The following is a 14,484-nucleotide window of genomic DNA, read 5'->3' as shown; positions in this document are numbered from 1 at the left end:
CGCCTTTGTAGCTTTGCTGGGACATAGGAGACGATGGCGAACAGCTTGAACGCCATCACGCTCGGGTCTGATCTGGAAGCGGCGTAACGTTCAGCTGTTGCCGTCGAGCAGATGCATCTTCACGCAGAATTCTGCATGAGGCTTGCTGGGCGCTGCGTCGTGGCATTCCTTCTTCATGGCGCTCTGCTTGTCCGTCGACATAGCGGCCCAGGCTGCTTTGAAGTCGGCATCCGATTTCACCATCTTCATCGCGGCGTCTGTGTAGAAGGCGGCCGACAGGTCGCTGAAGGCGTCAGCCGAAGTCGCTCCGGCAATAGGAGCGAGGGCAATCGCCCCAGGCACGCGATTCGTATTCTCATGACTTGCTCCTTGTGTGCTGAACGCTCTCCGGCGGCCGTCTCGATGCTGGTCCAGGGCAAAATCCCGGAATCTTCGCTTGCCGACTAAATGTTGCGACGCGCGCGTGATGGCAACCAATGCAATATGCCTATGGAGTTCATGCCACCTTGGCATTTCGCAAGTGGAAGGAGTTGCGGCAGTCTTCCATCAAACGCCCAGTCTGGCGTTTTGGGGATGGAGACTGAAACATGCATATCCAGATCGGAACCGAAACCGACCAAGCCGTCATTGCAAGACCTGCAGTGGATGACCGGGGGGTCGTGGACATTGTCCTGGAGAGCGACGCGCACGGCGCCTTCGTTTGGGGCGTCCTCGACCGCTTGCTTGACGACCCCAGCCTTTCCATCGGCAACATCACCGCGTCCGGCTTCGGTGCAATGGAGGCCGCCGTTTTGGCCTATGGCCTGGCCTTGGGCGGCCGGCGCGGCGCGCGGACGGCGCTCACCAACTTCTGGCGACGCGTCAGCCACGCATCGATTTTTGCCGCCGATGCCGCAAGCCCCCTGAGATCGATCTTGGAACAATCGATCGATATTGCGGTAATCCGCAACAAGGACCGCCCGCTGCAGTTGAGCATCCTGGCCTCCAATGCCCGCACTGATACGGTGAAGATTTTCGCCGGCGATCAGTTGTCGATCGACGCGATCCTGGCGGCCGCCACGATCCCGTTCCTCTTCCCGGCCGTCGAGATCGACGGCGACACCTATTGGAGCGACGGTGGCCTTTCGGCTTCGCCGGCCCTGCCGTTAGATACCGACCATCTGCTGGTGGTCACCGGCAGGCCGGCACTGTTCATGACGCCGTGCGCGGGTCGCCGCCTCGCCGCCAGCCATTGTGCGATGAAGCCCGCCGCAACCCACGTCATCTTCGACAGCCAATACCGCGCCGGCGCAGCACTGTTCACAAGGCCCTGGACCGACTGGGGTGAACTGACCGACATGCGTGACCGAGGACGCGAACGTGCCGGGGACTGGCTTTTGGCCGATCTTTCCGTGGCGGAGGACCACCCGGCCTTCGACCGCGGAACCTAATAGATCTAGGCGCCTCCCTCCCGCCTGGCCGCGCCTGTTTCGGCCGCTCCCGAATGCAGGTGCCAAGCCCTCCGGTGCCCCCGCCGGAGGGCTTTTTGCGTGCGGCCCCTCAACATAGTGGCCGCGTATCAAATCCATGCCGAGACAGCATTTCAGCTCAGCGGCCTGATCGGGGACACTGCTTGCAGACAGGCCGCAAGGCCAGTCTTTCCCTCGAAACGCAACCAGGAGACACGACTGTGATCAACACCAAGACCCTCATCGGATCGGCCCTCGCTGCCGCCACTTCGCTCGCCGCGACGGCGGCCTATAGCGGCCCCGCTGCCAAGCCCGGCTTCGCCTTTGAGAAATGCTACGGCGTCGTCAAGGCCGGCCAGAACGACTGTCAGACCGCGACGCATTCCTGCGCCGGCACGGCCACCGCCGACAACCAGCCGGATTCATGGCTCTACGTGCCCGCCGGCAGCTGCGCCAAGATTGCCGGCGGCAGCGACAAGCCGAAAGCCTGAACCATCCAGACTCCAAGCCAACCTCTTGAAAGGAGCAGACCGATGTCACGTGTGTTTCAAGCTCTCGCGATCCCCGCAACCGCGGGCATCGGTCTTCGTTCCCCTCATATCGGCGAGATGCTGACCCGAAGGCCTTCCGCAGGCTGGCTCGAGGTTCATGCCGAGAATTACATGGGAGACGGCGCCGGCGTCGAGGAGCTGGAACGACTGCGCCAGACCTATCCGCTGTCGGTGCACGGCGTCGGCCTGTCGCTGGGTAGCGCGCGAGGAGTGGACCCGGATCATCTCGAGCGGTTGCGCAAGGTGTGCGAGCGCTTCCAGCCCGATCTTGTTTCCGAGCACCTCGCCTGGAGCGTCGCCGACGGCGCCTATCTCAACGATCTGCTGCCGCTGCGCTATGATGAAGAGGCGCTGGCGATCGTGGCGCGCAATGTCGCGACCGTCCAGGATACGCTGAAGCGTCAGGTGCTGATCGAAAATCTGTCCGCCTATGTCGCCTTTGCCGACTCTTCGATGAACGAGGCTGAATTCCTGGCCGAACTCGTGGCGCGGACCGGTTGCGGTCTGCTGCTGGACATCAACAACGTCCAGGTCTCGGCACACAATTTGCAATATGACGCCAAAGCCTTCATCGATGCGCTGCCGGCTGAAGCGATCGGCGAAATCCATCTTGCCGGCCATGCGACCAATCAGGTCGGAGCCGACACAGTGCTCATCGACGATCACGGCTCGCGGGTCCCGCCGGTCGTCTGGTCTCTCTATCAGCACGCCATTAGCTGGCTCGGACCCCGCCCCACCCTGATCGAATGGGATACCGATGTCCCGGTTCTCGACGTGTTGCTTGGCGAAGCCATGTGGGCCGACATGCTCACCGCTTCGATCATGTTCAACCGCAAGCAGGCTGCGAGACACGCTGAAACAGCCAAACCCCGACCGATGTCCCTCACGCGCTTCGAAACCGGGGGGACCAGCATGCCAGTGCTGGCAGCATTCGCTGCCGCAAAAGCCGGAGCAACCATACCGGTAGCGTTGACGCCAATGGAAGGAGGATACGATGTTGCCGCTTGAAAACCTGCAGACCACCATGGCACGCTCGGTGCTTGCCATCGAACCAATGGTCTCCGCGAAAATGCTGACCGCCGGCAAGGCCGATCCATTGGCCCGCCTGCGCATCTACCAGAACAACACGCGCAGTTCGCTCACTGCGGTGTTGATGGCGGTCTTTCCCGTCACCGTGCGCCTGGTCGACGAACGCTTCTTCCGTTTCGTGGCGAGCGAATTCATCCGACGCCATCCGCCGAAGGATACGCGGCTGTCGCGCTACGGCGTCGGCTTCCCGCGCTTCCTGAAGACGATCGACACGCTGTCCGACATGCCGATCGTCGCCGAAACGGCGCGGCTCGAATGGGCCATCGCCGAGGCACTCGATACGGCTTCGCTGCCAGCCCGCAGCCTTGCGGACTATGACAAAATCGACCTGGGACCTTCACCCGATATCCTGCTGCAGCCATCGCTCAGGCTGATCGTTTCACACTGGTCGATTCTGTCGGTGTGGACGGCGCACCAGCAGGGCACAACAGTCGATCGGCATTGCACCTGGGCGAGACGTCCCGAACGCGTGGCGTTGTGGCGGACCGGGAATAGCGTCCGCCTAATTCTCCTCGACCGAGCAGACTTCGCCTTCCGGCATTCTCTCAAGCACGGCCTCGGCCTCGAACATGGTGCAAGCCGCGCGCTTGCGCTCGAACCGAACTTCGAACTCGTGTCCGCGCTCGTTCGTCTGTTCGCTGACGGGCTTGTCACAAACGTGCGCATCACCGTGCATTCCCTCTCAAACTGATGGAGACAGTCATGACCGCAATTTCAGATCATCCCTCGACCAGCCCGAGCGGCTTGGTCGGCCTCTGCCGGCGCATCATCAAGCTGCCCGAACGCATTCCATTTTCGCTGATCCAGCTTGCGGCCCGTGTCGCGGTCGGACATGTCTTCTGGCAATCCGCGCAATCGAAACTGGCATCCTGGCCGGTCACGCTGCAACTGTTTGCCAATGAATACAATCTGCCGTTCATCGATCCGTCGATCGCGGCGCCGCTCGCGACGGCCGCAGAACTCACGGGCTCGGTGTTGATTTTCCTCGGGCTGTTTTCGCGCCTTGCAGCGCTGATGCTGCTCGGCGTCGTGTCTGTCATCCAGATCTTCGTTTATCCGGAAAACTGGGCAGAGCACCTGCTGTGGGCGTCGCTGCTGCTGCTTGTGCTGACGCGCGGGGCTGGCGTCTTCTCGCTTGACCATATCGCCGAGCGGACCTTTTCGGCATCGAGAAAATGAACATTTCGATCGAGTGGGAACAGCACGGTGCGCATCTTCATCGTTCACGCCCACCCCGAGCCCAAGAGCTTCAATGGCGCCCTGACCAGCGCGGCGCAGGGGGCGTTGTCTGCGGCGGGACACGAGGTCGTTGTTTCCGATCTCTACGCCATGGGCTTCAATCCAGTATCAGATCGCCGCAACTTCACGAGCGTGCGCGACGCGACCTACTACCGCCAGCAGGCTGAGGAGGCGAATGCGGTTGCCTTTGACGGATTTGCTGCAGACATCCAGGCGGAGATGGACAAGCTTTTCTGGTGCGACGCACTGATCCTGCAGTTTCCGCTCTGGTGGTTCGGACTGCCGGCAATCCTGAAGGGCTGGGTTGACCGAGTGTTCGCGTCAGGCGGCCGCATCTATGGCGGCGGCAAATGGTATGATCGCGGCGTCTTTGCAGGAAAGCGCGCGATGTGTTCCGTCACAATCGGCGGACCCTCGCCGATCTATTCCGCCCGCGGACTAAACGGGCCAATCACTGAGATCCTGTTCCCAATCAACCACGGGATACTCTATTTTGTCGGCTTCACGGTGATCGAACCATTCCTCGTGCATGCACCAGTGCGCATCAGCGGTAGCCAACGTCAGGAGCACCTCGTTCGTTACCGCGAACGCGTCCTCTGCCTCGCGTATGCCCCTACCATCGCGTATCCGAAGCTCGCGGACTTCGACGACGCCCATGTCTTGAAATCGGCGTGAGAGAAGCACTGTTCAGCTTACTGGTCCGGACGCCACACGCCGACCGCGGTTCCTGAGCTAGCAGGTTTGCTCTGATGCACCGGCGATTTGAGGTCCTGCTCTCGCTGAGAATTTTCAGGCAGCGGTCACGTTGCTGTGAAGCTGTAACAGTCGGTCGCCACGGGGCGAACAATGGACTGCTACGGCGAGGCCATCCTGGTGACGGGAGCAGGCTTGTCGCCCGTGGCGAGTGTTTGGGATCGAGCTGGAGGAGAAAGCCGATGCTGGAGCGCAACAAGGACAATCAGCCCAATCAGGAAAAACTGGAAGCGCTGCTGGGAAAGATGGTCGGCGATCTCGGCGCCATCACCACAGGAGCGGCGGTACTGCTGGGAGACAGGCTTGGCCTGTTCTCGGCCATGAGCGAGGGCGGCACGATGACAGCCGGCCAGCTCGCCAAAAGGACCGGCACGCAGGAACGGCTGGTCCGCGAATGGCTCTCGGCGCAGGCGGCAGCCGGCTATGTCGAATATGACGAAGCCGGCGACAGCTTCTACCTCAGCCCCGAGCAGGAGCAGGTCTTCGTCAACGAGGACAGCCCGGCCTTCATGGCCGGCGCGTTCGAGGTGGTCTCGACGCTGTGGCTGGATGAGGAGAAGGTCAGGCAGGCCTTCCGCTCCGGCAAGGGGCTCGGCTGGCACGATCACAGCGCTTGCCTGTTCCGCGGCACCGAACGTTTCTTCCGGCCGGGCTACAACGCCAATCTGATCGGCTCCTGGCTGCCGGCGCTCGACGGTGTCGTCGAGAAGCTGGAGCGCGGCATTGACGTCGCCGATGTCGGATGCGGCCACGGCGCCTCGACCGTGCTGATGGCCAAGGCCTTCCCGAACTCGCGCTTCACCGGCTTCGACTATCACGCCCCGTCGATCGAGCGCGCCCGGGCCGCGGCGAAGGAGGCCGGTGTTGCCGGCAACACCAGCTTCGAGGTGGCGCCGGCCAAGGATTTCCCCGGCACCTATGATCTTGTCGCCTTCTTCGACTGCCTGCACGACATGGGCGATCCGGAAGGCGCGGCCAAACATGTGCACAAGGCACTGAAGCCGGACGGCACCTGGATGATCGTCGAGCCCTTCGCCAACGACCAGCTTTCGGCGAACCTCAATCCGGTCGGCCGCATCTACTACGCCGCCTCGACCTTCATCTGCACGCCTGCCTCGCTGTCGCAGGAGGTTGGGCTGGGGCTCGGCGCACAGGCCGGCGAGGCAAGGCTGCGCAAGGTCGTATCCGGCGGCGGGTTCAAGCGGTTCCGCCGCGCCACCGAGACACCGTTCAATATGGTCCTCGAGGCACGCCGTTAAGGTGATGCGCACAAGAAGGCGACCCTCGACGTCAAGGGCTTTTGCAAGGGCGCACTCGTCAAGACCGGAGACCGGACCTTCTGCGTCGTCGGTGAATGGAACGACATGGACAGCTAGCGGCGGCACGACCGCAGATGATCGGTTTGCTGGATACGATGCGCGGCATGCTGGAGGATCTCGGCGGTGACCTCGGCGTGACCGATCCCGTCTCGGGAACCGTCGTTGCCGACATCGGGTGAAGCGGCGGAGTCAAAAACCGAACGCTGCCGCAACCGAACGTCCGGCAATGCGTCTCGATCTCGGCACACGTAATGTCTACTTTAAGTTAGCGCGCAAGTCGGCCGTCGCAACCGGCCTGAGGCGCGAAGCAGACCCGCCTTTGCGCACGCCGTTCTACGCTGTAGCCTCTCCCTTTTTGAAAACTCTTTACTTCATAGGGCATATGGGCGCAGATCGGACTTGCCAGATCGGAGATGGAGAATGCCAGTTCAGCTGAAGTGAGATACGGACACGAAAACAATTTTCGGCAGCGAAAGTCGCCACCGAAACTACGCTAACGCCGCCGTTTGTATCCCCTACTCCCACTCAATTGTTTTTGACCCAGCTAGGTCATTGATCTAGCTGGGCTTTTTCTTTTTTGCCGCGCCGAAAACCGACGCATGGTCCGTCAAAAAGTCACGCTTTTGATTTTAAAGGGAAATTCGCCGCCAAAAATATTTTGAGGTTTCAGCATCAATCGGAGTCAATCGCGCTTTTCGGTCGACTTCAGGTGCCGATATGTCCTCGCCGCCAGAAACTGAAAAGTACCGTCACGCCTTTGTTGGAGAATCCGTCGATTGCCTCACTTGGCCGCCGACAACACAACATTACAGACAATGCCCTCGAGGGATTTTAGGCTTCACGCTTTCCTCATGATGCAATTTGCAATGGGGAAATTCAAGTCCGCAAGTCTACAAGAGAGCGATGTCATGAGGGGGCACTCGGCCACCACTCGTCCGGTCACGGTGGACCGGATCGGGCGGGCACTTGACCGTGTTGCAGAGATCATCGTTGCGCGCGGTGACCAAGGCGAGGCATGGCTTCCGCTCTATGATTACCTGGAACGGGCGATGCGGGATCTTCAGGCGAAGGAGGAACGCCTCGCCGAAGTGCGCGAGCGTGTCAAACGATTGCGGGCTAAAGCACGCACTTCATAGGTTCTTCTCACCACATCGCCACGATCCCGCGGATCGTCTATGTTCACCAACGCAATAGACATGAAGACCTTCTAGTGATTCATGTTGGCTGGGATCGATCCGCCCTATAAGCTATTGTTTTAATTACCTTTTTTTCGCTCAAAAACCAAATTTGTATCACAATAGGTATCGCAATATGTAGCACATTCTCGGCGAACTAATAGACCGCAGACGAGAGTCGAAGCCAGGACACCATCCTCGCACGATATCGACACCTCGGCGTCCTGCCACCATTCCCCTGCTGGGCTGAACGCACTTCACCCTATACGAAATTGGTGGGTCCGGGAGGATGTATTTAGATCGTTGATTTTATTGAGTTTTTCGTGGGATAAGAATCAGAAGTCTTCCCGTATCGTTCCGTAAGTTCCGCCAGGGTCTCGAATGATCCCGCCTTCCGAAGCGGCTATTTGTCGGACCGCGCGGTCCCGTAGCTCAGTCAAATACTACGACAGGCCCCTAATCTGTATGCCACAGTTTCGATTCCTGCCCGGATCAGCACCGACAGCTCTGCCTCACCTGTCTATTCCAATAGCCTCATCGCCCACGCCTTCGATGCCATGATGGCGAGCGCCTTCGAGTGTTGAGCCTTCGGTCGAAGTCAGAACCCCGCGTCCGCAGTACTCCATACAGTCGGACGACTTATAGGAATCATCCGGCAGGACTGCGACGCTGACAGCCAGACTGTCATCCGGAGGCAGACGATCTCGCTCGCCGCAAAAGGGCTACCGTTCTCAATGGGCATGGAGGCAATCGACGGCAACCGAGCGTAGTCAAAGCACAGATAATCTGCGCTGATATCCCCACGTTCTACGTTTTTATTTCGTAGTTTGACACTACAAAATAAAATCAGACGCATTAATACCCAAATTATTTCCCACTAATACAAACAGTAGATCTGCTGTGGTATCTCCGTTTGCATCGGCCTGGACGACCGTGTTGCCTCCAGACTCAAACCACGTTAGTGCGTGGGCGATAATACTATTGTTTTGACCTCCGAACGCAAAAGCTTGATTGCCTCCCGCAGAGCTGTTGGCGTCAATTGCCGACACATCGATGCTGTCGGCCCCATGCTGGAAGTCGTTTAGTGTATCCCAGCTCGATGGATTGCTATCTGCAACTGCGTTGAAGACAAAACGGTCGTTTCCAATACCTCCGATGAGGATGTCTGCGCCTGCTCCGCCGTTGACCGCATCGTTTCCTGCAAGGCCGGATATGATGTTGTTAGAACCGTTGCCGGTCAGCGTGTCACCAAAGCCCGAGCCGATCAGGTTCTCGAAGGCCGAGAGCGTGTCGCTGCCGGCGCCAATGGTATTCTGGGCGACCGTTGTCGCAAGGCTCGCCGTGATGGCCGCGGTCGCGTGCTCGTAGCTCAGCGTATCGATGCCAGCGCCGCCGTTCAGAACGTTGTTGCCGCCATCGCCCTCGAGGGTGTCGCTCTGTGCAGAGCCCACAAGCCCCTCGATGCCGGAGAAGGTGTCGCCCTCGGCATCGCCGCCTTGAGCCAGACCGGTCATCAGGCTGACGTTCACACCAGCCGCCGACGCCGCATAGCTGGCCGTGTCGGTACCGGCGTCACCGATGAGCGTGTCGGCGCCCCCCAGTCCCACCAGGGTGTTGTTGCCGGTGTTGCCGGTGATCACGTTGGCGAGCGCGTTGCCGGTGCCGGCCACATTGGCCGTCCCCGTCAGCGTCAGGTTCTCGACGCTTCCAATGACGTGCACAGCATCGGAGAGGTTGAAAGCAATCGATGAGCGAACCAGATCGATCCCGTCACCGCCGGTCTCGTCGACTATGTCTCCAGTGTTGTCGACAACGTAAATATCGCTGCCCGCGCCGCCGAGCATGCGGTCAGCGCCGGCGCCGCCATTGAGGAAGTCGTCGCCGCCAAGCCCATTGAGAATATCGTTCCCGCCAAGTCCCGAGATCGTGTCGGACTCTGGTGTCCCGGTGTGGGTCTGGCCCGCGTTGGTACCCGTTATCGTCTGTCCCGCAACATCTGTGATAGTTATTGAAAGCGACTGACTGTCGACAAGATTGCCATCGGAAACCGCGATCGTCACGTCGTAGACGTTGTCGCCGCCAGCATCTCCGGGAGCCTCAAAGTCAGGTGCCGTCTGGAAAGTCAACGCACCATTGCCGGAATCAATCTGGAACCGGGCGGCATCGGGGCCGCCGATGATCGAATAGGTGAGCGTGGCTCCCGCATCCGGATCGGTCGCGGTGACGCTGGTCACCGCCGTGGTATTCTCCGCGATCGAGATCTGAGCGGTATCACCTCCGCCATTCGAGGTGATGACCGGAGCGGTATTTTGCGTGATCACCAGTTGGGCATAAACAGGATCGGCCGTAGGTGTCACGGTCAATACGCCATTGATTTGGCCGGAGAGCACGACGGTACTGTCGAAAGTCCCGTCCCCGTTTCCATCGATGTCGATGAAGGTATCCGTTGCTGTCGTGCGAAGACGATAGTCGCTCGGCGAGGCGGATCCGAAGGCGACCATGATTTTCTCACCGTATTCGTAGTCCGTTATCCGATCTCCATTCCAATCGGTGACACTTCCGGCAAATGTATCGACGCCGGCGCCGCCGGTAAGGGTGTCAACGTCATATTGCCCAGCGAGTTGGTCATCACCATCACCGCCGATTAGTATGTCATTGCCGAAGTTGCCCTGAATCTCGTCTGCCTGGGATGATCCAATGAGCGTGTCTGCCGATGACGACCCACCCATGAAGATCGAGTCGTTGGAACTCCAGTTCGAAAAGGTCCATGCTCCGATATCGAGAGTTCCCGGTGCATCCATCAAAATGTCGATCGCGTTGGCTCCGCCATTGCCCCCGACGGACGCATTCTGAGACAATCCCGATCCGATCTGCGTCGAGGAAAAAGTGACGGTCGCAGGAATGGCTGCTCCGCCGAAGCTCAATGATTCAATCGACCCGAGGGTGGCCAGGCGGAAGTCGTTGTTGCCGAAGATGAGCAGATCATCCGCGCCGCCCCCGCCGTCAATCGATTCACCGCTTGCAACATCCCCGGTATTGAAGCTGAACCGGTCGTTGCCTGCCCCACCCTGCATGATGTCGGCGCCAAGGCTGCCGAAAATAACATCATTAACCGCGGAGCCAATCAAAACGTCGTTGGCGTTGGAGCCTATCAGCTCGATATTGTCATTCGGGCCCCAGTTCTGGAATACAGCGGTACTAAGGTCAGCCGTTCCTCCCGAAAGGGAGGTGACGCGCACGGATACCTGGTCGAAAAATGAGCTGCCCACGAAGGTATTTATCTGACTCGCTCCGACATTGTCGCTGCTGAGCCATACCGTTGCGGCAGAAATGGTATCGAACGTCAGGCGCTCTATGCCTGTGATGCTTGTCCGGTAGAGGTCGCTGTTGTTCCCTTCGACCGAGATGGTGTCGAATCCTGCTCCACCGTCGATCGTGTCACCCAAAGCACTGTCAAGGATGCCGTAATGGATGATATCATTTCCTTCGCCGCCATCGAGGACATCTGATCCTGACCCGCCGCGCAAGTTGTCGTCGCCACCCCCGCCTGAGATCGTGTCGTTTCCGCCGAGTCCAAGAATAGTTTCGTCTTCGCTGGTCCCAACAAGCACGTTGTCAAATTCGTCACCGATGATCGTATTCGGTGCATCGATCACCGTAATTGCGACCCCCTGGCCCGTGCTCAGCGTGCCGTCGGAGGCGGTGACGGTGATGTCGTAGACGTTGTTGGCATCTTGATCGAGCGGGGTCTCGAAGTCGGGCGCCACCTTGAAGGTGATCTCACCGGTGGAGGCGTTGATGTCAAACAGCGCAGCGTCCGTGCCGTCCAGCGAATAGGTCAGCGCACCGAGATTGTCGGCATCGTTGGCGTTCGCGTCATAGGCCACGCCCGTGCCGTTCTCCGCAAAGCTGGCGGTCGTGCCCGAACTGAACACCGGAGCATTGTCATTGACGTTGGTCACCGTGACCGTAATGGTCTGGGTGTCCAGGCCGCCATGGCCATCTCCAGCCTGCACGACGACCTGATAGAACTGATCGAAGATCCCGCCGTTGAGATTCGGGTTCTCAAAATCTGGCGCCGTCACGAATGACAATGCGCCCGACTGACCGTCAATCGAAAACAGGTTGGCGTCAAACCCTCCGACGATGGAGTGGGTAAGCGTATCACCAGCATCCGGATCTGTTGCTGTGACAGTGGTCACCGCGGTCGTGTTCTCGGCAACGTTGATTGATGCATCGTCTCCGCCGCCGTTAGAGACAATCGAAGGAGGATGATTTGTAGCAACAGGCGAGATTTCAATCAAAACACTGTCAGTCAAAGCTCCGCCAGAACCAGTGCTTCCTCCATCGCTAAACGTGATGGTAGCCGTACGCGGCGCATCTGTAATGATTTGATAGAAGTTATACAGAACGAGCGACTTTAGCAGTCCGTCAACTGCAGCTGCCGTCGCATTGCTGTTAAGGGTAAAGTACATATTTGTGGTGCCAAGTCCGGACACTGTTCCGACGTCGACGCCATCGACTGTAAAATGCAGAATGCCGTTGACGTACCCAACTTGCACGTTGCCCGTAGGCAGGTTGTTCATGATGCTGAAGCGGTCGCCCGGATCTCCACCGGACAGCGAGACGGCAATCTCCCCGCCAACGAAATTGGCCGGACTGTCCGGGTCGGTGATGTGCGCTGTCGGAAGCAAACCAACTGCGCCTCCGGTATAGGTAACCGGAGTCGGCGTGTTCGGCGTTAGATCCGGCGCGTCATTGACCGGGGTGATGTCGAGGCTGGCGGAGCCGGCGACACTGCCGCCGTTGCCGTCGCTGACCGTGTAGGAGAAGGACACATCCGTGTCGTCATTGGCGGCCGGCGTGTAGTTCCAGGTGCCGTCGCCATTGTCGATCAACGAGCCGGTGCCGGAAACGATGGCCAGGCTGGTGGCCGCGAGGCTGTCACCCTCGGCATCGGCGGCGTTTGCCAACAGCTCGCTCTGAGTGATGAGCCGAGCACTGGAATCCTCCGCAACCCCTACCAAGGTCACCGTCGTGGTGGTTGGCGCATCGTTGCTGCCAGTGATGGCGATGTCGATCTGGGAAGTGTCGGTCCCACCTTTGACATCGATGACCCGATAGGCGAATGAATCGGTCACCACCGCTCCGCCCGCGAGGGCTTGGGTGTCTTGGTCGCTGTCGTCGAGCGAATAAACGTAGCTGCCATCTACACCTATCAGCAGTGTGCCGTAGGTTCCGATGAGGGTGGTTGGGCCAGAAACGGACGTGAACGCAGCGCCTGAGGCTTCAGGTCCTGCGCGCGCGCCACTGACGGCCAACGTGTCGCCTAAACTCACGTCGGCATCTGTGTCGTTACCGAGGACGTTTCCTGAGGCTGTAGCATCGCCCGTCGTGCTGTTGGCCACACCTCCCGCTTCGACCACGCTGTCTGAAGAATTGTCGTCATTCACGCCAGCGGGTGCGTCGTTGATAATCTCAGCCGCCAAGAAGGTGCCGTTTGAGAAAGCGAAGTTCTCGATGTTCGACACGGTGTCAGTGCCATCCGCACCCACGTTATCAGTGATCGTGTAAACACCAGACGAAACGCTGATCGTGTAGTTCCTCCAGGGGCCCGCATACACAACCGTGTCGTCACCCCCGCCACCATCGATTGCGTCATTGCCGGCCGAACCAGAGAGGACGTTGGCCAGTGCGTCACCGGTAAGCGAGTCGTTGCCGCCACCTCCCGTCACACCCTCAAAATTGCGAATTGTGTCCTCCGACACGCCGCCCACGATCGCGACGGCGTCCAAGGAGCCGTTCAGTGTTATGACTACGGCGTCAACCCGATCGCTGTAGCTGACAACATTGTTGCCACCTCCGCCGTCCAGAACGTCGACCCCGCGGCCACCATTGATGACGTCGTCGAAAGCCGTGCCGACGATTGTGTTCGCTCCGGCATTGCCCGTCAGGCTGAGGCCATATGTGAGGCTGCTCGCGTCAAGATTGAGCGCAGTTGTCCCAGTGGTGCTGCCAATCACGTCAGAAATGACAACTTCCTCGATGGAGGCGACCCCCGCACGTAGCGTAAGCGTATCGTTGGCTATGGTGCTGGCGAAACGGATCGTGTCAAAGCCCACGCCGCCGTCAATTGTCTCCCCCAGCGCATAATGTGTAGCGCGCTCGATGACGACGATGTCATTGCCGTTGCCGCCATAAATGGCGTCGACGCCCTGGTCTCCGAAGATCTGGTCGTTGCCGTCATTGCCATATATCGTGTCGTTGTCGCCGCCGCCGTGGAGTTCGTCGTCGCCGGCGTCGCCGTAGAGGGCGTCATTGCCAAGCTCACCAAACAGCTTATTGACCGCAGTGTCGCCAGTTAGGTTGGCAAGGCCGCCAATGAGCGTGTCGCCGTCGTCGCCGCCGTGCAGCGTATCGGCGCCGAGTCCACCGATAAGCATGTCCCTGCCTTCGTCGCCGTTCAGGGTGTCGTCGCCGGCTTGGCCGTCGAGTTGGTCGTTGCCGAGTCCCCCATTCAACGTGTCGTCGCCGTCACCGCCGTAGATGACGTCATTGCCGTCGAGGCCGTTCACCGTGTCGTCGCCACCGACCGCGTAGATGATATCGTCATTTGGGGTGCCCGGGATGACTTCATCGATGTTGCGACCAACCAGCGCAATGAAATTGTCGGGCAGGAAATCGGCTTCTGATAGGTCGGTTGACGTGCCGGTGAGTTCAACGAAGAGATCATCGGCATCGAGTACGAAGTTGTTGTTGATGTCGCCGATGAGAATCGTGTCGGCACCGACATGCGTCCACCAGATCTGGGTAAATCCGTCACCGATATCGGCTCCTCCGAGCGCTGTGCCTATCGAGAGGGTGTCGACAGCGGGATCGAAATTAGCGAGCGCGATCTCGCCACGAAACA

General features: G+C 59.5%; 10 protein-coding genes. 8 read left to right on the top strand and 2 right to left on the bottom strand.

All coding sequences use genetic code 11. The annotated features are described in order from the left end of the window. Window positions 1-90 precede the first annotated feature (90 nt). Window positions 91-477 carry a hypothetical protein gene (locus AC1DYW_RS07080; protein ID WP_477225599.1) on the bottom strand — a complete coding sequence of 129 codons (387 nt, stop codon included), beginning with the start codon at window positions 475-477 and terminating at the stop codon, window positions 91-93. Window positions 478-587: 110 nt separating this feature from the next. Here AC1DYW_RS07080 and AC1DYW_RS07075 point away from each other — a divergent pair, with 110 nt between their 5' ends. The 8 genes from AC1DYW_RS07075 to AC1DYW_RS07040 all read left to right on the top strand — a co-directional run bounded on the left by AC1DYW_RS07075 (window position 588) and on the right by AC1DYW_RS07040 (window position 7,535). Then, window positions 588-1,430, top strand: coding sequence for a patatin-like phospholipase family protein (locus tag AC1DYW_RS07075; RefSeq protein WP_477225598.1), 843 nt, complete (start codon window positions 588-590; stop codon window positions 1,428-1,430). 239 nt (window positions 1,431-1,669) lie between these two features. Next, window positions 1,670-1,939 carry a BufA1 family periplasmic bufferin-type metallophore gene (locus tag AC1DYW_RS07070; RefSeq protein WP_095081018.1) on the top strand — a complete coding sequence of 90 codons (270 nt, stop codon included), beginning with the start codon at window positions 1,670-1,672 and terminating at the stop codon, window positions 1,937-1,939. Between the two features lie 42 nt (window positions 1,940-1,981). Then, window positions 1,982-3,007, top strand: coding sequence for an MNIO family bufferin maturase (gene bufB / locus AC1DYW_RS07065; RefSeq protein WP_477225597.1), 1,026 nt, complete (start codon window positions 1,982-1,984; stop codon window positions 3,005-3,007). After that, the gene (locus AC1DYW_RS07060; protein WP_477225596.1) at window positions 2,994-3,779 is read left to right on the top strand and encodes an HvfC/BufC family peptide modification chaperone; all 786 of its coding nucleotides are present in this window, start codon (window positions 2,994-2,996) and stop codon (window positions 3,777-3,779) included. Before bufB ends, AC1DYW_RS07060 begins: the two co-directional genes overlap by 14 nt. A gap of 11 nt (window positions 3,780-3,790) precedes the next feature. Then, window positions 3,791-4,267 (top strand): DoxX family protein, encoded by a 477-nt coding sequence (locus AC1DYW_RS07055; RefSeq protein WP_477225595.1) that lies wholly within the window; start codon window positions 3,791-3,793, stop codon window positions 4,265-4,267. A gap of 27 nt (window positions 4,268-4,294) precedes the next feature. Continuing rightward, entirely contained in the window at window positions 4,295-5,002 is a 708-nt protein-coding gene (locus tag AC1DYW_RS07050; protein ID WP_477225594.1) for an NAD(P)H-dependent oxidoreductase, read from the top strand. Window positions 5,003-5,262: 260 nt separating this feature from the next. Beyond that, complete coding sequence (locus AC1DYW_RS07045) at window positions 5,263-6,339, top strand: class I SAM-dependent methyltransferase (RefSeq protein WP_477225593.1); 1,077 nt, start codon at window positions 5,263-5,265, stop codon at window positions 6,337-6,339. 845 nt (window positions 6,340-7,184) lie between these two features. Beyond that, complete coding sequence (locus AC1DYW_RS07040) at window positions 7,185-7,535, top strand: hypothetical protein (RefSeq protein ID WP_477225592.1); 351 nt, start codon at window positions 7,185-7,187, stop codon at window positions 7,533-7,535. Between the two features lie 872 nt (window positions 7,536-8,407). Here AC1DYW_RS07040 and AC1DYW_RS07035 read toward each other — a convergent pair. After that, window positions 8,408-14,484: cadherin-like domain-containing protein (locus AC1DYW_RS07035; protein ID WP_477225591.1), on the bottom strand; the 6,077-nt coding region annotated here is incomplete at its 5' end.

The sequence above is a fragment of the Mesorhizobium sp. P2_D5 genome, from assembly GCF_056404355.1.
The sequence above is the reverse complement of the archived record's forward strand: the minus strand, read 5'-3'. Positions and strand labels throughout refer to the sequence as shown.

Coding starts and splice junctions, on each gene's coding strand:
- AC1DYW_RS07075 (WP_477225598.1), top strand. CDS start 588: ATGCATATCCAGATCGGAACCGAAACCGACCAAGCCGTCATTGCAAGA.
- bufB (WP_477225597.1), top strand. CDS start 1,982: ATGTCACGTGTGTTTCAAGCTCTCGCGATCCCCGCAACCGCGGGCATC.
- AC1DYW_RS07060 (WP_477225596.1), top strand. CDS start 2,994: ATGTTGCCGCTTGAAAACCTGCAGACCACCATGGCACGCTCGGTGCTT.
- AC1DYW_RS07055 (WP_477225595.1), top strand. CDS start 3,791: ATGACCGCAATTTCAGATCATCCCTCGACCAGCCCGAGCGGCTTGGTC.
- AC1DYW_RS07045 (WP_477225593.1), top strand. CDS start 5,263: ATGCTGGAGCGCAACAAGGACAATCAGCCCAATCAGGAAAAACTGGAA.